The following is a 17,256-nucleotide window of genomic DNA, read 5'->3' on the forward strand; positions in this document are numbered from 1 at the left end:
GCAGGGAGCTTGGAGTTTTCATGAGCAGACAGATGAATGAAGCGGATAAGGGAGCGGCACTCAGCATCGTAGCCTATCTCTTTCTCGCAGCCTTGAAGCTGACCGTGGGGATTTGGACCGGGTCCGACGCGCTGAGGGCGGACGGTCTCAACAATACGACAGACATCGCGGCGTCACTTGCCGTCTTGATCGGGCTGAGAATCTCTCGGAAACCGCCGGACAGTGATCATCGCTACGGGCACAATCGCGCGGAAACGATCGCCGCTCTCACCGCTTCCCTGATCATGATCGCTGTCGGAGTGCAGGTTATGGTGGACGCGATCGGCAAGCTGCGGACCCCCTCGGTGGAATCTCCCGACTTAATCGCGGCATGGACGGCCCTCTTCGGAGCGGCGGTCATCTATGCGGTATATCGATACAACCTACGTTTGTCCCGCAGATTGAACAGCAGCGCGCTGCGGGCTGCGGCCCAGGATAACCGCTCCGACGCCCTTGTCAGTACGGGGGCATTCGTCGGCATTATCGGATCCCGGTTCGGACTGCCCTGGCTCGATCCGCTCACTGCGGTCATTGTCGCCCTCCTGATCTGCAAAACGGCTTGGGAGATCTTCCGGGACACGTCGCATAATTTGACGGACGGCTTTGACGAGTCGGAGCTCTCACGCATTCGCGCAACCATCCAGGAAACGCCTGGCGTTATTTCCGTGAAGGATTTGAAAGCAAGAAATCTCGGCAACAACACGCTGGTCGATGTGACCTTGGAGGTCGCCCGGGAGCTCACCGTCGGGGAGAGTCACGAGATCACGGAAGTGGTGGAGAAGCGGCTGTTGGATGCCCACATGATCGAATATGTCCAGACTCATCTTGAGCCGGATGAATAATAGAAGAACCTCGTCCCAAGCAGCGGCTGCACGCAAGGGACGAGGTTCTTTTTGATTTAGCGGGATGCCAGTGAGGCGAAATCGGCCGCCGCTTGTCTCACGTCAGGTGCTCCGGCAATCGCGGAGATGACCGAGAGGCCGTTGGCACCCGCCGCGAGAATGGGTGCGGCATTAAGGCAGGTGATCCCGCCGATGGCGACGATGGGAAGCTGGATGCCCTGCGAGCGCAGATCGGTGAGCAGCTGCGGACCGCACGCCTCCTCGGCATCGGGCTTGGAAGAAGTCGGGTAGATGGGACCGACACCGATGTAATCCGCCCCGTCCAGAACAGCCTGTCTTGCCTCCTCCAGCGTATGGGCGGATACTCCAATGATCTTATCAGCTCCGAGCCGGGAGCGGAGAATGCCTGCCGGCTCGTCGTCCTGGCCGACATGGACGCCGTCCGCATTCAGCTCTTCAGCCAGCGCCGTATCGTCATTGACGAGGAAAGGAACGCCTGCCTTTCGGCAAATGCTTTGCAGACGGGAGGCTAGCTCGCGCTTAGCTGAGCCGGTCAGCGCTCCAGGGCCTTTCTCCCGGAATTGGAAGAGGGTGATGCCTCCGGCGATCGCTTCGGTCAGCACCTCCTCCGGTGGGCGGCCGACTGTATTCGGGCTTCCCATGATGAAATAGACGCGGAGCAGACGGCGAATCTCTTCCGGTGAATGAGAGTGCTTCGTCGTCATGGGCGTTCCCCCCGCATTCTTCTCTGATAAGCAAAATGATTGGTCGGCCCATGTCCTGCGCCGAGTTCGAGTCCGTCTTCAATCGCCGCTTGGATGAAGGCCTTGGCGAGTCGGACGGCTTCGGTCACAGAGAGTCCCTTGGCCAAACCAGCCGTGATTGCGGCGGAGAAGGTGCAGCCGGTTCCGTGCGTATGCCGGGTCGCTATGCGCGGAGCTTCCAAATAGGTGAAAGAACTGCCGTCATAGAGGAGATCGACGGTATTGTCACCGGATTCGTCATGGCCTCCCTTGATGACCGCGTAGCGAACGCCCAGCTCGATCAAGCTGCGGGCGGCCTCTTCCCGGTCCTTCAGAGTACGGATGGCCCGTCCGGTGAGAATCTCGGCTTCCGGCAGATTGGGCGTGACGACTTCGGCCAAGGGCAGAAGGTCGGCCCTCAGGGCGGCGACCGCTTCTTCCAGGAGCAGCGGCGAACCGCCTTTGGCGACCATCACTGGGTCGACCACGAGCTTGGTCCAGCGGAAGAAGGCAATCTTAGCTGCGGTGATACGAATGATCTCGCTGCTGAAGAGCATGCCGGTCTTGAAGGCATCAGGCGGCAGGTCCGCTCCGATGGATTCAAGCTGCCGCTCGACAGCTTCAAGCTCGAGGGGATAGACACCCTGCACGCCGAGCGTATTCTGGGCCGTCACAGCCGTGAGAACGCTCATCCCGTAGACGCCAAGCTCCTGGAAGGTTTTCAGATCGGCTTGAATGCCCGCTCCGCCTCCGCTGTCCGAGCCGGCGATGGTGAGTGCCTTCGCGGCCGTCATCGGGTAATCCTCGCTTGTTTGGCGACGGTTTCGGGCGTGACCAGGGCCAACTGGTTCAGGAACTCGATCTGGAAGCTGCCCGGACCTTGATCCGCCGTAAGCTCGTGGGCCTTCTCGGCGGCGATGCCGTAGTAGGCGACCGCTTCCGTGGCGGCTTCCACCGGATCGTCCTTGCCGACCGCCAGGAACGCGCCGACGACCGCGCTCAACAGGCAGCCCGTACCCGTGACGCGGGTGAGAATCGGATGGCCGTTCGTACCGATAGTCGTTCGGACGCCGTCGGAGATGACATCCTCCTTCCCGGTGATGACGACGACGGTCTCGAGCTTCTTCGCTGCGCGTTTCGCGAGAGCAGGCACATCACCGCTCCCGGCGCCCGCATCGACGCCCTTGATCTCCCAAGGCTCGCCGATGACATTGGCGATCTCCGCTACATTTCCGCGGATAGCCGTCAGCTTCACGGCTGAAGCGATCCGGCGGGCGGTTTCGGTCCGGTACGGAGTCGCTCCGGCTCCGACGGGGTCAAACACGACCGGGACGCCGTGTTCATTTGCGGAGCGGCCGGCGATGATCATGGCATCAACAGTGTCCTTGTCCAGCGTGCCCATGTTGAGCACGACAGCGCCGGAGATTCGGGCCACATCAGCGACTTCCTCCAGGGCGCTAGCCATGAAGGGAGAAGCTCCGATGGCGAGTAGCCCGTTGGCGGAGAAGTTGGCGACCACCAGGTTGGTGATGTTGTGAATCAACGGATTGACGGTGCGGATTTTGGCAAGATAACTCATGAAAGCATTCCTCCTCGGTTCAGTTGGGATTTACCAAATGACATAAGCGTCTGCCGCTTGAACGGTATCTGGAATCAGCTTGTTCTCGGCTAGCCAGCGGTGTACGGCATTCCAGGAATCAGCGCTCTGCTGGCCGAACGGGACACCTGGCTCCGTCATGAGCGGTTGAAGGAGCTGCAGGCTCTTCGCTTCAATGTCCTTGTCGAGCGGTGAAGTCTTGTCCTCATGCTTCAGCAGGATCGCGAGCGCCGCATCCGGGTCTTGGGCCACTTGCTCCTCAGCCTCGCGAATGGCTGCGAGAAAGCTCTTCAGCTCCGCTTCCTTCTTCTTGATGCCGTCCTCGCTTGCGATGAGAACGAGCTCGCTATAATCAGGGACGCCGTAGCGGGTAGGGTCCATGGCGATTACGGGATGCCCTTCTTTTTCCAAGAGCAGCTTCTCGTGGTTGATGAAGCCGCCCATGATCGCGTCCGTCTGTTTGGCGGCGAGCGCGGGGATGAGGCTGAAGCCGACATCCGTGAGGGTCACTTGCTCCGGATCGCCACCGTCTGCTGTAACCATCGTCTTGATCATCGCCTCATAGAGCGGAATTGAAGAGAAGCCGACGTTCTTGCCAACGAGGTCTTTCGGTCGGGCGATCCCGCTGTCCGCGAGCACCATCAGGTGGTTGAGCGGATGGCGGACGATGGATGCGATGGCCTTTACCGGAATGCCTTCCCCGCGCGCCATCAGAACCTGTGGCTGGTAGCTGAGAGCGAGATCGACCTTACCGGCGGCCGCCAGCTTCAGGGCGTCGTTCGTGTCCGAAGGCATCTCCATATGGACATCCAGTCCATGGGCGGCGAAGATTCCTTTCTCTTCCGCGAGATAAAGGAAGGAATGGACCGCATTCGGATACCAGTCCAGCATGATGGACAGCTTGGCTGTGGGCTTCTGAGATGCGGTGGCGGAAGGTTGGGCTTGATCGCTGGACGAGCAGCCGGACAATGCGGTTAACGTGAGCATCATAACAACAACGAAGAGAGACGTTTGAATCCTTTTCATAAAGGCTTCCTCCTTTTGCAGCAGAGCTTCTCTACTAGAATGATGACGAGAAAACATAGAATACCTGTAACCGACAAGAGCAGAACGGCGGCGAACATCTCCGCCGTCTGTAAATTGGCGGACATGCGGCGGCTGTAATAACCGAGGCCCGCATTGCCGCCAAGCCATTCACCGATGGTCGCCCCCACCACGGAATAGACAGCTGCTAGCTTCAAGCCAGAGAAGAAGGAAGGGAGGGCGAAGGGCACACGTACCTTGAAGAAGATTTCGCGGCGGCTTGCCCCCATGGCTTGAAGCAGCTCCCGATATTCTCGGCTTCCTTGGGCAAGCCCGTCATATGCACCGACTACGACCGGGAAGAACGCGGTCAGCACCACCACCGCTACCTTGCTCAGGAGAGAGTAGCCAAACCAAAGGATGAAGACTGGGGCCAGGGTGATGAGCGGCAAGGTCTGGCTGATGACGATCAGCGGATACAGCGCTTTGTCGAGCGGTCGCCAGGCTCGCATGCCCGCTGCGAGCAGCAGCCCGCCGGCGACGGACAGCAGGAAGCCGGCTCCGACCTCGCGCAGCGTGACCGGCAGATGCGTGAGGAGCAGAAGCTGGCTGTTCGCCAGCAGAGCTCGCCCGATGGCGGTAGGGGCGGGGGGGGTGAAGGGCGGCATCCAGCCCATATGGGCGAACGCTTCCCATAGGGCGAGCAGCAGTGCGGCGAGCAGCAAAAAGTAGCCGTAAGCGTTCAAATGCGCGAGCCATCTCCGCTTCATCCGAGCAGCCTCCCTTCCAGCTCTCGGCGCAGCTCCACGAAGGCGGGCTCGAATCGGATGGAAGGGGAACGCGGCCGCGGGAGCGTCACCGGAACCTCAACGAGCCCCTTGTCCGTCCCGGTGGGCATGATGCAGATGCGGTCGCTGAGCAGAAGCGCTTCCTCCAGGTCGTGGGTGATGAACAGGACGGAGACCCCAAGGTCCGCCCAAAGCGAGAGTAGCCAGCGGTGCATATCCTGCTTGGTGAGCGCGTCGATAGCGCCGAACGGCTCATCCAACAGCAGGAGCGGCCTGCCGGTTGCTACGGTCCGCAGGAAAGCGGCGCGCTGCCTCATGCCTCCGGATAATTCATCCGGATAAGCATGCAGAACTTGGCCGAGCCCGAAGCGTTCCAGAAGCGAACGTACTTGCGCGGAGGAATAGGCAGATTTTGCGTTCGCAGAGAGCTCGCTTGCCAGGAGGCAGTTCGCCAGTACGGTGCGCCAAGGAAGCAGAAGGTCCTTTTGCGGCATATAGCCGACCTTGCCGAGCCGATCGGCAGCCGGGAGAGGTGAATCGCTCATGACGATCTCGCCGGAAGTGGGCTCGTCAAGTCCGGCAATGAGCTTGAAGAGCGTGCTTTTTCCGGTACCGCTCGGTCCGACCAGCGAGACGAATTCTCCCTGATTCAATTCAAGCGAGACTCCCGTGAATACGGGAGGTGATTTCCCGGGAGAGTAGGAATGCGCGACGCGGCTCAGCGAGAGAATCCGGGACATATCGTCCCTCCTTTCCATGCGCCCAATCCAGGGGTACAAAAAAGACCCGTTCGTTTCGAAGGAAACGAACGGGTCCGGAAACCGCCTGCTGCGGGCGGGATTCATCGGTCCACTCACTTCCCTCCGCTGGTATGATCCAGTTCAGGTTCCAAGGGTCCGGAGCTGCATCGCTCCATCTCAGCCGGATTGGCCCCCCTAGTGATTGTTGGCAGTATTCAATTAGCCTAGTGCATGTTTGCAAACACGCTCTAACTATAGCATATGTTGGCTCTTTGTAAAGGCTGGATTTCCAGCTCTCATGGCAAGGACAGAAGGAACAGGCCCATTTTCCCCGGGAAGGTATGGATGGCATAAAATCGGGAATAATGAATAAATTAAGCAAAAAAAATCGTAAAGTTTCGATAAAATACTAATATGTTTTGTTTATTGCTCATTTATCTGTATAATAGATGTATAAACAAGGAGAAGAGGGAGGGATTCTATGGATCACTTGGTTTTTGAGGTCGGTACGGCCTTGTTACTGGTCGCGTTGGCCTCGGTGCTTGCGAATAAACTGAAATTTTCCATCATTCCATTTCTGATCGTCCTCGGAATGCTGGTTGGGCCCCATGCCCCTAAGATCGGAATCTTGGATTTCCGGTTCATCGAGAGCCAGCCATTCATCGAATTTCTCGGCCGCATCGGCGTTTTGTTCCTGCTCTTTTATTTGGGGCTGGAATTCTCAGTGTCCAAGCTGATAAAATCAGGGCGTAACATTGTGTTCGGCGGGAGCATTTACGTGGCGCTTAATTTTGCTCTGGGCCTCGGGTTCGCCTATCTTGCGGATTTCCCCTTCAATGAAATGCTCATCGTTGCCGGGATGATGTCTGTCTCCTCTACGGCTATTGTGGCCAAGGTGCTTGTCGATCTTAGAAGGACCGGCAATGCGGAGACGGAGCTTATTCTCGGAATGATTTTGTTCGACGATATCTTCCTGGCGGTCTTCCTATCCGTCATGTCCGGGCTGCTGCTCGGGGGGGCGACATCCGTCGGTGGGGTGCTCGTATCCGTGGCGATTTCGATTGGCTACATGCTGATGTTTTTCGTCATCGCGCGGTTTGGTCCGAAGGTGCTTAATCGTCTGCTGAATATCGCATCCAACGAAATTTTCATCATCGTCGTATTCTCGCTCCTGTTCTTCGTTGCAGGCTTCTCAGAAACGCTTCACGTCGCGGAGGCGATTGGAGCCCTCCTGTTCGGCCTCGCTTTGTCGGAGACGGAGCACAGCAAACGAATCGAGCATCTGGTGGTACCGTTTCGGGATTTCTTTGGCGCGGTGTTCTTCTTCAGCTTTGGCCTCGGCATTGATCCGAGTACGCTGGGAAGTGCGGTCGGCCTTGCTCTCATTGCCGCTGTGCTCACGATCCTCGGCAACGTGGTTTCCGGGATGATCGCCGGAAGGAAAGCCGGTCTCTCCCACAAAGCGTCCACCAACATCGGCCTTACGGTTATGGCCCGCGGGGAATTTACCATCATCGTCGCCAATCTCGGAATAACGGCGGGGCTGATGCCCGTTCTCCGGCCGCTGTCGGCGCTCTATGTTCTTATTCTCGCCATCATCGGTCCGCTCTTGACCAAGGAATCGAAGCATGTCTACAAATTTCTCAACAAAATCTTCAAATGGAACAAGCCGAAGCCGCAGGATGCTCCTGCTTCACAGCCGTGAAGCGCGGTGCGATGTCAGCCTGAGGCAGAGGATGCGAGTCAAGTCTAACCACAACCTGATATTGGAGGAAAGCTGCTATGGGAATTATTCGAGAATCCGATCTTCCGGGCCTCGGGAAAAAGTATCAACTGGAAGCCCGTTCCGGAGATAAATTGGTGATCGTCATTCACGACGACGGCCGCCGCGAGCTGTACCACTATGATGATGACGATCCAGAGGAAAGCGTATCCCTCGTGACCCTGGAAGACGAGGAAGCCCGCCAGGTCGCCGCGATTATCGGAGGGATGACGTACAAACCGAAAGCGCTGGAGACGATTGAGGTTTCGCTCGATGAACTGGTGATCGACTGGTTTAAGCTGGAGCCGTCCTTCAAAAGCGTCAACAAATCGATCATGGAGCTGGACGTCCGTGCCAAGACCGGAGCCACCATCCTCGCCATCGTCGGCAAAACCGGCCAAAAAATCAATCCGGGTCCGGAGGATCGCCTCATTGCCGGCACCACCATCGTCATCGCCGGGGAGCGCAAGCAGATCCGCATACTGAAGGAACTTCTTCAGTTCGGGTAAAACTTCTCATCCCCATTGACCCGATTCATATCCACACGATTAGGGCCGACAGCGTACTAACCTGTGTAATAGCTTGGGTTTACTAAACGAAAAAAGGGCAGTCCGCTGAGCGGGACTGTCCTTTTTTGTACGATATCATAGGATGTCGTTGGTCGATACCGGCGAAGCTTCGTTTACTTGAAGAAGCTATTGAAGATTTCTGCGGCTTTCTTTTGATCCTTTGTGATGCTGAAGAGGACGTAATCGCCGTTCCTCACAATCTGATCGTTCATGGCAAGCTCATACTGGTCGGGCAGATAGGTCGAGAAGATTCGTTGAACGTCGGCAGCTCTTTTCTTAAGACCTTCCGTGACGGCTTTGTAGTCGTCTCCCGATTTCAGCTTCACGACGACCACTTCACTTGTGCTGACATTTATCATGGGCTGCATGAACGAATAATCTGCGAGGAGGGAAGGATCGAGATAATAGATATCTTGGATCATATCTCCTTCCACCTTCATGAGCATCGGCATTTCGATCTCTTCTTTGATTTTTGCGGTCACATCCGCTGCCTTCACGTTCGTTTCCGGCTTCATGGATGGACTTGGCTTGGCGGTTGGCTTCGCAGTAGGATCGACCGTTGGTTTCGCTGTGGGCTTAGCAGTCGGCTTTGCTGTAGGCTTGGCGGTCGGCTTCACCGTGGGCTTAGATGAGGGATTTCCGGTCGGCTTGGCGTCTGGCTTATCGGTTAGCTTGACCGTTGCTGGTGCAGAGGTCTCCTTCTCGTTCGGCTGCTCCGAAGGACTCGTCGAGGGAGTTGCGCTGGGAGCTTCGGAGGCCGTTTCCTCCGGGGAGGAGCTTGACCCAACGGCTGCCGAGTCGGTTGCGGTGGGGGATGGGGAGGCGGATGCTTCGGCAGATGGAACGGAGCTGACTGCCGGACTTGATTCCGATCGGTCAGCGGAGCTGCTGCAGCCGGAAGCAACTAGAGCTGCGGCTACCGCGAAGGCGGCAAGCTTGGGATAAAACGAAGTCAAGGGGTTCAAGAACAACTCTCCTTCTCTCATGATGTCGTTCCCTCAGACGACAGCATTCGTCAAAAGGTTGCAGGAACCGAGGGAAAGGCTTGCCTATACGAGAGCTCGTGACGAACCGAGGTATCCGCTGTCGAGAGGTTTCCTGCCTCCGAAATCAAGGACATGCTATACTGAATAGGACTAGTACGCTGTCAACTCAAAAAAGATGGTTTCCGCACCACTTCCCATACCGATTGACGCCGCTTCGTATACATACGATTAAGGTTGACAGCGTACTAGTAAGATCGGAAAAGGAGAATCTCATGAACTCATCGACCCCGCACATACATACGGCTTATCAAGCGAATCCCATTCAACCATCCCCACACCGCAGGCGGCTTCAGCGAACTCGCTGGCTTGCCGGAGTCTGCTGCGTTTTCCTAATCACGGCGGGCTGCGGTCCCGCTAAAGTGACGGAGACGGTTTCACCGTCCGGCAGTCTTCCGACGATGGCGCCGACAGCCGTGGTTGATCCTACAGCTACTGCGGCTCCTGTTTTGCCCTATGTTCAGCCGCTAACCGGACTTCCGAGTCAAACGGAGAACAAGGATCGGGCTTTCCTGGTGACGGTGGAGAATTCCCCGGCGGCGAGGCCGCAAACGGGACTGAGTCAAGCCGATCTCGTATATGAGGTGTTGGCGGAAGGAGAGATTACGAGATTTCTGGCTGTCTATCAGAGCGAGAAGCCGGAGGTCATCGGTCCGGTGCGCAGCATGCGCCCTTATTTTGCCGAGATTGGCGTCGGTCTTGGCGCGATGCTCGTCCATGCGGGCTGGAGTCAGGATGGCATGAACATGATGGTCAAGCTAAAAGCCGACCACCTGGACGGCGTCTATGCGGACGGCGTTACCTTTTGGCGTTCGAAGGACCGCAAGGCGCCTCACAACTTGTACACCTCCTGGGAAAAGATACAGGATGGCGCGGCTCGGCACAAATTCAGCACACAGTGGACAAACCCGGGGCTTTCCTTCGCATCGGTAGGGGAATCCGTCGTCAACGAAGAAGCGGTGTGGCAGCCGGCTAGCAAGGTCACGATTCCCTATATCATGGGGTATAAGGTCGGCTATGAGTACGATGCGGAAACGGGAGTGTATAACCGATTCATGGCCGGACAGCCGCATGTGGACAAGGATAGCGGCAAGCAGCTCACGGCGGCAAACGTTCTTGTAATCGAAGCCTCTCATAAAATATTGGACAAAGAGGGACGCCGGGCCGTCGATGTAAATTCGTCCGGCAAGGGTTACCTCATCCAGCAGGGACATCAACGGTCGGTAACGTGGAGCCGCAAAGATGGCGTGATCCGCGTGTTCGCGAACGGCGCAGAACTGCCGCTCGTTCCGGGAAAAACGTGGATCCAGATCGTCCCGCTCGGCACGGTTCCGGAATTTTCATAAGCGCTCCGCCTCCGCTAGACGGCCAACCCAGCCAGCCGCGCTGACGCTTCGGCTCCGCACTTCCGGGGCGAGGTTCCGATCGCTGTTGGTTTCGGGGGCCTTGATTGAATTTGCTGGTTGTTAGCCCCCGAAATCCAAAGGCGAGCGCTATCGCTTCTCCACCTCGCCCCAAGCGCCCCGCCTCCGCTGGGCGGCCAACCCCGCCAGCCGCGCTGACGCTTCGGCTCCGCACTTCCAGGGCGAGGTTCCGATCGCTGTTGGTTTCGGGGGCCTTGATTGAATTTGCTGGTTGTTAGCCCCCGAAATCCAAAGGCGAGCGCTATCGCTTCTCCACCTCGCCCCAGGCGCTCCGCCTCCGCTGGGCGACCAACCCCGCCAGCCGCGCTGACGCTTCGGCTCCGCGCTTCCGCTAGGCGGCTGACTTCGTGTATGCGCCTACACTTTTGCGCACGCTCTGGCTCTGCGCCTGGCCGCGTTAGCACAACCCAAAAAACATGCCTCCTCTCCAGGCCCTACACGGGCGTGAGAGGAGGCATGTTTTTTGCTGCTCTACCTTTTGTCATCTCGCTTCCGGCGGTTTGCCGAAGCTTTCGACGAATTTGCGAGCGGGAGCGGATAAGTATTTATCCTTCATCCAGATGGCGGCGATCCGTGTCTTCAAGGCTTCTCCCTTGATTTCCCGGACGATCAAGTTCCCGCTCCCAGCGATGCGGATGGCTGACTCGGGAACGAGGCCAATGCCAAGGCCCGCATTTGCCCAGAGTAGAGTCGTGCGTGCATCGTCGTTCAAGCAGAACACCTCCGGCTCAAACCCGGCGAGTCCGCACGCTTCGCGGATCAAGGACTCGAACCTGCGGTAGAGAATGAGCGGCTTGCCTTCCAGCTCGCCGATCTCGATGGGGGCAGTATCTCCCGACCAGGTGAGCTCTGGCGTCATGACGGCAATCATCGGCTCCGGCTCGACGAACAAGCATTCATAAGGAGCGGAAGGAAAGGGCGTCCGAACGATTCCCACCTCGACAATTCCTTTACGCAGCATATCCAGTACGGCGAAGGTGTTTCCTTCATGAAGCTCGAACTTGACTCCCGCATAAGCCTGGTGAAAATCGGACAGTCTTACTTCAAGCAGGGCTGCTCCGGAGGAAGAGACGGTGCCGATGGCTAGCGTACCGGTGAGCCCCTTGGCATAATCCTCGATCTCGCGGACGGCGGAATCCGTCAAGCTCACGATCTGGCGAGCCCGGTCACGCAATAGCTCACCCGCACCGGTGAGACGAATGCTGCGGGAGCCGCGCTCCACCAGCTTGACGCCGAACTCCTCTTCAAGAAGTCGAAGCTGCTGGCTTAATGGAGGCTGCGCCATCTGCAAGCGCTTGGCGGCAGCGGTGATCTGACCCTCCTCGGCGATAGCGAGAAAATACATCAATTGGCGGATATCCATCCTGAACCTCCTCGCGAATCAAACCAATCCATATGATTTCGGTATGGAAAGGATATGTATCTAATAGTTTTCATATGCAAAGGGATATGCCATAATCATAACCGGTGGTTGCAAATCGTCAACCCCCCGCATTTTGCCGAATCGGCTGAATGCCATCATGATGAATAAGGTGTTGGTTTCCTTGTCCAAACTCTCGAGTTTTCTGAAGCCCTATCGGAAGGAGCTTGTGATCGGCCCTATTTTCAAGCTGATTGAAGCCATTCTGGAGCTGTTATTACCCACGATCGTCGCTCTCATCATCAATCGCGGCGTGGGGCAGCATGATTCATCCTACATCCTGAGAATGGGAGGGGTCATGCTTGTCATGACCGTCTGCGGATATGCCAGCTCCCTCGTCTGCCAATATTATGCGGCGCGCGCTTCTCAGGGGTATGGAACGCTATTGCGAAATGCGCTTTTTCGAAAAATTTCATCTTTCTCGTACGCGGAGCTGGATCGCTTCGGCACCTCTACGCTAACCAATCGGCTGACCAACGATGTCAATCAGCTGCAGTTTGCCGTAGCGATGCTCATTCGGCTTGTTATTCGCGCACCGTTTATTTGCATCGGAGCGATCATCATGGCGATGATCCTCGACTTTCAGCTCTCGCTCGTCCTGCTGGCTGCCACTCCGGTGTTCGCTGTCCTGCTGTACTGGATCATCAGCCGAACCTCCCCTCTGTACCGTAGCTATCAGCGCAAGCTGGATGGCCTCGCGGTCATTCTGAGTGAAAATCTCTCGGGTGTACGGGTCATTCGTGCATTTGCAAAATCCCGCAGAGAAAAGGAGCGGTTTCGCGAAGCGTCCGACGATTTGACGGCAACGGCGATTCGGGTAGGGCGTCTATCGGCGCTGCTCAATCCGTTTACAACGCTCGTAGTAAATGCAGGAATCATCGCGATCCTGTGGGTCGGCGGCGGCCGAATCGACAGCGGCCGCTTGTCGCAGGGGGAGATCATCGCGTTCATCAACTATGTGACGCAAATTCTGCTTGCGCTCATCGTCGTTTCGAACCTGGTGGTCATCTTCACCAAAGCCTTTTCTTCCGCCGGTCGGGTCAGCGAGGTGCTGGCGGCTGAGCCATCGGTGAAGGATGCGGCTAGTTTGGCATCCCATGCGGAATCCTCGGCATCCATGCCAGAGCCTTCGGGAGTCGATCCCGAGCCTCGGGTCCTTCGAGTGGATTCCCAATGGAACGGCTCGACCCCTACAAGCAGCATCACCAAAACACAGAATGCCCCCGCTGAGGGAAGCTCTTCTTCCGGCTCCGCTCCAGCCATCGAGTTCGATCGGGTTTCCTTCGGCTACAGCGCGACTGGTGATTATGCGCTCACGGATGTGTCCGTCACCATCAAGCGCGGCGAGACGATCGGCTTGATCGGGGGAACCGGCTCGGGCAAAACGACGTTCGTGAACTTGATCCCCCGCTTTTATGATGCGATTGAGGGGAGCGTGAAGATGGACGGGATTCCGGTGCAGGAGTATCCGCTGCTTGAGCTCCGCAAGAAGATCGGCCTCGTTCCGCAAAAGGCGGTTCTCTTCACCGGAACTGTAGCGGACAACATTCGCTGGGGCAAGGAGGACGCCTCGGACGAAGAGGTCCTTCGGGCAGCACGCATCGCGCAGGCGGACGAATTCATCGGCAGGATGCCGGAAGGCTATGCCACTCCGATCTCGCGCGGAGGCCTTAACCTGTCCGGTGGTCAGAAGCAGCGGCTGACGATAGCTCGCGCCGTCGTGTCGCGGCCGGATATCCTCATCCTGGACGATTCGTCCAGCGCTCTCGATTTTGCGACAGATGCGGCCCTCAGGCGGGCCATTCGCGAGAGCAGCGAGGGGACGACGGTTTTGTTGGTTTCTCAGCGTGTCAGCACTATCCAACACGCCGACAAGATCCTTGTCTTTGAAGAGGGCCGTCTCGCCGGAATCGGCAAGCACGACGAATTGCTGCGCACCTGCGAGGTCTACCGCGAGATTGCCATGTCCCAATTGGATGCAGAGGAGGCGAGGAGATGACAGCCTGGCAAGCTTGGAAAAGATTGATCGCCTATGCGGAATCGTTCCGCCTTCTGGCTCTAGGTTCTGTACTGGCCGCGCTGATCAGCGTAGCGGCGAGCGTGGCCGGTCCCTTGCTGATCGGCCGCGCCATCGACCACATGGTCGGCCCGGGAACGGTGGATTTTCATTCCGTCGGAGGGATTTTGGCGGGGCTCGCGGTGGTCTATGCAATCGGCAGCTTCTTCGGCTGGCTGCTTACGTATTGGACGAACAAAATCTCCTATCAGACCGTCAACCGCATGCGTGAGGATTTGTTCGACAAGCTGAACACGCTCCCGCTCAAGTTCCATGACACCACCCCGCATGGGGATACGATCAGCCGTTTCGTCAACGATATGGATGCGATTTCGGATGGGATGCTGCAAGGCTTTTCCACCTTTTTGACGGGCATCTTCACGATTGTAGGAGCCATCGGCTTCATGCTCTACATCAGTCCGCTCATGGCGCTTGTCGTCCTCGTATCAGCCCCGATCTCCTATTATGTGGCCCGCTTTATCACCACCCGGTCGCAAAAGCTGTTTCGCGAGCAGGCGAAGATTCTCGGCAGCCTGAACGGGTATGCGGAGGAAACCATCGGTGGGCAAAAGGTCGTGCAGGCCTTTCACTATGAGGAGCATACCTATAAAGAATTCGAAAGCCGCAACGGTGAGCTGTATGAAGTTGGAATCAAGTCTCAATTCAACGGTTCGCTGGCGAATCCGACGACCCGCCTCGTGAACAACATCACCTTTACTGCGGTCGCCATCATCGGCTGCATGGACATCATTTACGGAGGGATCACCATCGGTGATCTGTCCAGCTTCCTGATTTATTCCAACCTGTTCGCCAAGCCGTTCAATGAAGTGACGGGTGTGCTGACACAGATCCAAGCGGCCACCGCCTCCCTTCAGCGGATTTATGCGGTGCTCGACCAGCCTTCGGAGATGCCGGATGACCCGGCTTCCCGGGAGCTGGCTCCCAAGCAGGGAATCATTGTTTTCGACCAGGTGAGCTTCCGGTATACCCCGGACCGTCCGCTCATTACCGGCTTCAGCCTGGAGGTTCCTCCGGGCACGCGAGTTGCTATTGTCGGCCAGACCGGAGCGGGTAAGACGACGCTCGTCAACCTGCTCATGCGGTTCTACGATGTGGATTCCGGCTCCATCCGCGTGGACGGAACGGACATCCGCAGCCTCACCCGAGATAGCCTGCGCAAAAGCTTCGGTATGGTGCTGCAGGAGACCTGGCTGTTCGGCGGCACCATTCGCGAGAATATCGCGTACGGCAAGCCCGATGCGACGGAGGAAGAGATTGTGGTGGCCGCCAAAGCGGCATACGCTCACGGGTTTATCAAACGGCTGCCGGAAGGCTACGATACCCGCTTGTCCGCTTCCGGAGACAACCTGTCCGGCGGGCAGAAGCAACTGCTCACAATCGCGCGCGTCATGCTGGCCGATCCGCCTATGCTCATTCTCGACGAAGCGACCAGCAGCATCGACACGCGCACCGAGCAGCGCATTCAGCAGGCGTTCCTTCGCTTGATCGAAGGCCGCACGAGCTTCGTCATCGCCCACCGGCTTTCGACGATTCGGGAAGCGGACCTGATTCTTTTCATGCAGAACGGGAATATCGTGGAGAAGGGGACGCATGAACAATTGCTCACTTTGAACGGCGGGTATGCGCGGCTCTACAACAGCCAGTTTGCGGCGGTATAAGGAACGGAACTCACGGAGACACGGAGTACGAACCTTTGGAGCACGAACCCTCGAGCACGAACTCCCCAGTGAAACCCAGCCGCTTGTGAGACGTATGTGTTGCATGGATGCAGACGGTTGTGAACCGGTTTGCGCAAGGGAGAGGAGAATGCAGCATGGATTTGCTGAAGAAAGCAGGTCGATACGCCGGTAAAATGACAGGACTCGTGATCGGTGGCAGCGTCCGCGTGGTCGGGGAACTGGCCGGAAGCCCGTTCATCAAGGAGATCGGCGACAGCGTTGAGAAGGTGACGGTGAAATCGGGCGAGACACTCGGCACGGCAGCCAGCGGCCTGTGGGATACGGGAGCCGGCTTGATCACTTCCGATGCCGAGAAGCGGGATGCCGGACTCGCCGATCTGGGGAGCGCTGCGGATCGGGTTGTTCGCGGAACGGTACAAGGGGCAGGTTACGTCTACCACAATGGCAAAGAAGCTGTGAACGGAATGCGGCAGGGGGATGCCGAGCAGACGAAGGACGCTGCCAAGAATCTTGTCAAGGCAGCCGCCATCGGCGTGCTCGCCGTGGGCACCATCGACTTGCTTGACGGACCGGACGGAGTCGATCTGTAAGCCGGGAATGGCCACTCGATGGGCTGGTCAAAGCTTTAGTCAAAGCTTCTTTCAAAGATGGTTTATTCCGTGGGTTCGGCCGGTGTTGATCGCGAATCGGGTTCCGGATCTACGCGGAGTCGAACCCACCACCTCACTCAGCATACCATTTGTAAGCAGCTTATTAATCCGTGTATAATGATCCCGAACGAACCATTTCCGTTTTGGGAGGCAAAGACCGATGGAGCCCACTTTCTTTGACGTCATCCGCGAACGCCATTCCGTTCGCTATTATGATCCGGAAGTTAAAATCTCGGACGATGAACTGAAGCAGATGCTCGAAGAAGCGACGCTTGCTCCATCATCCTCCAATCTGCAGCCGTGGCGTTTTCTGGTTATTACCGATCAGGAAGCGAAAGAAAGGCTGAAGCCCATTGCATATGGCCAGCAGCAGGTCGTGGACGCCTCTGCCGTGATCGCCGTGTTTGGGGATCTGGATTCCTATAAACAGACGGAGAAGATCTACAACCGCGCCGTCGAAATCGGCTTTATGGATGAAGCGACGAAGAACCGGATGGTGCCCCGCAACATCGAAACCTACAAGAACCTGCCGCCGGAAGTGGCGCGGGGAATCGTATTGGTGGACGGCGGGCTCGTCTCCATGCAGCTCATGCTGGTAGCGAAGGCACACGGCTACGATACCGTGCCCATGGGCGGTTACGACTCGGTTAGGTTCAAGGAAGAGTTTGGCGTTCCCGACCGCTATGCTCAAGTCATGCTCATCGCAGTGGGCAAAGCCGCACGGGAGGCGCACAAGAGCTCACGGCTTACCGTGGATGAAGTGACAACCTGGAACAAATTCGAGTAGTTGGAGGGATTCCAGCTCTTGAATTAGGGTAGCGCGACAAGAAGATCTGAGTTGAATGGGGCCGGATAACGGC

The 17,256-nt window shown here is 57.4% G+C and carries 16 protein-coding genes and 1 riboswitch; of the genes, 8 read left to right on the forward strand and 8 right to left on the reverse strand.

Annotation, left to right across the window (positions count from 1 at the left end):
* The first annotated feature begins 20 nt into the window (after positions 1–20).
* Positions 21–881: a cation diffusion facilitator family transporter gene (locus tag BN2684_RS15400; RefSeq protein WP_058303045.1), complete on the forward strand. Its 861-nt coding sequence runs from the start codon at positions 21–23 to the stop codon at positions 879–881.
* Between the two features lie 56 nt (positions 882–937).
* On the opposite strand, the gene thiE is transcribed toward BN2684_RS15400, so the two are convergent.
* Genes thiE through BN2684_RS15430 form a run of 6 tightly spaced genes read right to left on the reverse strand, consistent with a single transcriptional unit; the run spans position 938 to position 5,772 of the window.
* Positions 938–1,606 carry a thiamine phosphate synthase gene (gene thiE / locus BN2684_RS15405; protein ID WP_058303046.1) on the reverse strand — a complete coding sequence of 223 codons (669 nt, stop codon included), beginning with the start codon at positions 1,604–1,606 and terminating at the stop codon, positions 938–940.
* Positions 1,603–2,418, reverse strand: coding sequence for a bifunctional hydroxymethylpyrimidine kinase/phosphomethylpyrimidine kinase (gene thiD, locus BN2684_RS15410; protein WP_058303047.1), 816 nt, complete (start codon positions 2,416–2,418; stop codon positions 1,603–1,605). Before thiD ends, thiE begins: the two co-directional genes overlap by 4 nt.
* Positions 2,415–3,203, reverse strand: a complete 789-nt coding sequence (gene thiM, locus BN2684_RS15415; RefSeq protein WP_058303048.1) for a hydroxyethylthiazole kinase — start codon at positions 3,201–3,203, stop codon at positions 2,415–2,417. The genes thiD and thiM overlap by 4 nt, the downstream gene beginning before the upstream one ends.
* Before the next feature lie 30 nt (positions 3,204–3,233).
* Positions 3,234–4,247, reverse strand: coding sequence for an ABC transporter substrate-binding protein (locus BN2684_RS15420; protein ID WP_058303049.1), 1,014 nt, complete (start codon positions 4,245–4,247; stop codon positions 3,234–3,236).
* Positions 4,244–5,014, reverse strand: a complete 771-nt coding sequence (locus BN2684_RS15425; RefSeq protein WP_058303050.1) for an ABC transporter permease — start codon at positions 5,012–5,014, stop codon at positions 4,244–4,246. The genes BN2684_RS15420 and BN2684_RS15425 overlap by 4 nt, the downstream gene beginning before the upstream one ends.
* Positions 5,011–5,772 (reverse strand): ABC transporter ATP-binding protein, encoded by a 762-nt coding sequence (locus BN2684_RS15430; RefSeq protein ID WP_058303051.1) that lies wholly within the window; start codon positions 5,770–5,772, stop codon positions 5,011–5,013. The genes BN2684_RS15425 and BN2684_RS15430 overlap by 4 nt, the downstream gene beginning before the upstream one ends.
* Positions 5,773–5,873: 101 nt before the next feature.
* Positions 5,874–5,979: riboswitch (TPP riboswitch) on the reverse strand.
* Positions 5,980–6,253: 274 nt separating this feature from the next.
* Here BN2684_RS15430 and BN2684_RS15435 point away from each other — a divergent pair.
* Together BN2684_RS15435 and BN2684_RS15440 are read left to right on the forward strand one after the other, a co-directional pair.
* Complete coding sequence (locus tag BN2684_RS15435) at positions 6,254–7,477, forward strand: cation:proton antiporter (RefSeq protein WP_058303052.1); 1,224 nt, start codon at positions 6,254–6,256, stop codon at positions 7,475–7,477.
* Between the two features lie 77 nt (positions 7,478–7,554).
* Positions 7,555–8,043 (forward strand): cation:proton antiporter regulatory subunit, encoded by a 489-nt coding sequence (locus BN2684_RS15440; protein WP_058303053.1) that lies wholly within the window; start codon positions 7,555–7,557, stop codon positions 8,041–8,043.
* A 173-nt stretch (positions 8,044–8,216) separates the two neighbouring features.
* Here the strand turns inward: BN2684_RS15440 and BN2684_RS24330 are convergent, their stop codons facing one another.
* Positions 8,217–9,068 carry a DUF4358 domain-containing protein gene (locus tag BN2684_RS24330; protein WP_199825324.1) on the reverse strand — a complete coding sequence of 284 codons (852 nt, stop codon included), beginning with the start codon at positions 9,066–9,068 and terminating at the stop codon, positions 8,217–8,219.
* A 293-nt stretch (positions 9,069–9,361) separates the two neighbouring features.
* On the opposite strand from BN2684_RS24330, the gene BN2684_RS15455 reads away from it, so the two are divergent.
* The gene (locus BN2684_RS15455; RefSeq protein ID WP_082652002.1) at positions 9,362–10,492 is read left to right on the forward strand and encodes a DUF3048 domain-containing protein; all 1,131 of its coding nucleotides are present in this window, start codon (positions 9,362–9,364) and stop codon (positions 10,490–10,492) included.
* A gap of 559 nt (positions 10,493–11,051) precedes the next feature.
* On the opposite strand, the gene BN2684_RS15465 is transcribed toward BN2684_RS15455, so the two are convergent.
* Positions 11,052–11,933, reverse strand: a complete 882-nt coding sequence (locus BN2684_RS15465; protein WP_058303058.1) for a LysR family transcriptional regulator — start codon at positions 11,931–11,933, stop codon at positions 11,052–11,054.
* A gap of 181 nt (positions 11,934–12,114) precedes the next feature.
* Between BN2684_RS15465 and BN2684_RS15470 the strand changes: the two genes are divergently transcribed.
* The 4 genes from BN2684_RS15470 to BN2684_RS15485 all read left to right on the forward strand — a co-directional run bounded on the left by BN2684_RS15470 (position 12,115) and on the right by BN2684_RS15485 (position 17,183).
* A complete protein-coding gene (locus BN2684_RS15470) occupies positions 12,115–13,989 on the forward strand; it encodes an ABC transporter ATP-binding protein (RefSeq protein WP_058304575.1) in 1,875 nt (624 codons plus the stop codon).
* The gene (locus tag BN2684_RS15475) at positions 13,986–15,725 is read left to right on the forward strand and encodes an ABC transporter ATP-binding protein (RefSeq protein ID WP_058303059.1); all 1,740 of its coding nucleotides are present in this window, start codon (positions 13,986–13,988) and stop codon (positions 15,723–15,725) included. Before BN2684_RS15470 ends, BN2684_RS15475 begins: the two co-directional genes overlap by 4 nt.
* 155 nt (positions 15,726–15,880) lie before the next feature.
* Entirely contained in the window at positions 15,881–16,336 is a 456-nt protein-coding gene (locus BN2684_RS15480; protein WP_058303060.1) for a hypothetical protein, read from the forward strand.
* A gap of 220 nt (positions 16,337–16,556) precedes the next feature.
* Complete coding sequence (locus BN2684_RS15485) at positions 16,557–17,183, forward strand: nitroreductase family protein (protein ID WP_058303061.1); 627 nt, start codon at positions 16,557–16,559, stop codon at positions 17,181–17,183.
* The last annotated feature ends 73 nt before the right edge of the window (positions 17,184–17,256 follow it).

The organism is Gorillibacterium timonense (assembly GCF_001457415.1).
Taxonomy (GTDB): Bacteria; Bacillota; Bacilli; order Paenibacillales; family NBRC-103111; genus Gorillibacterium; species Gorillibacterium timonense.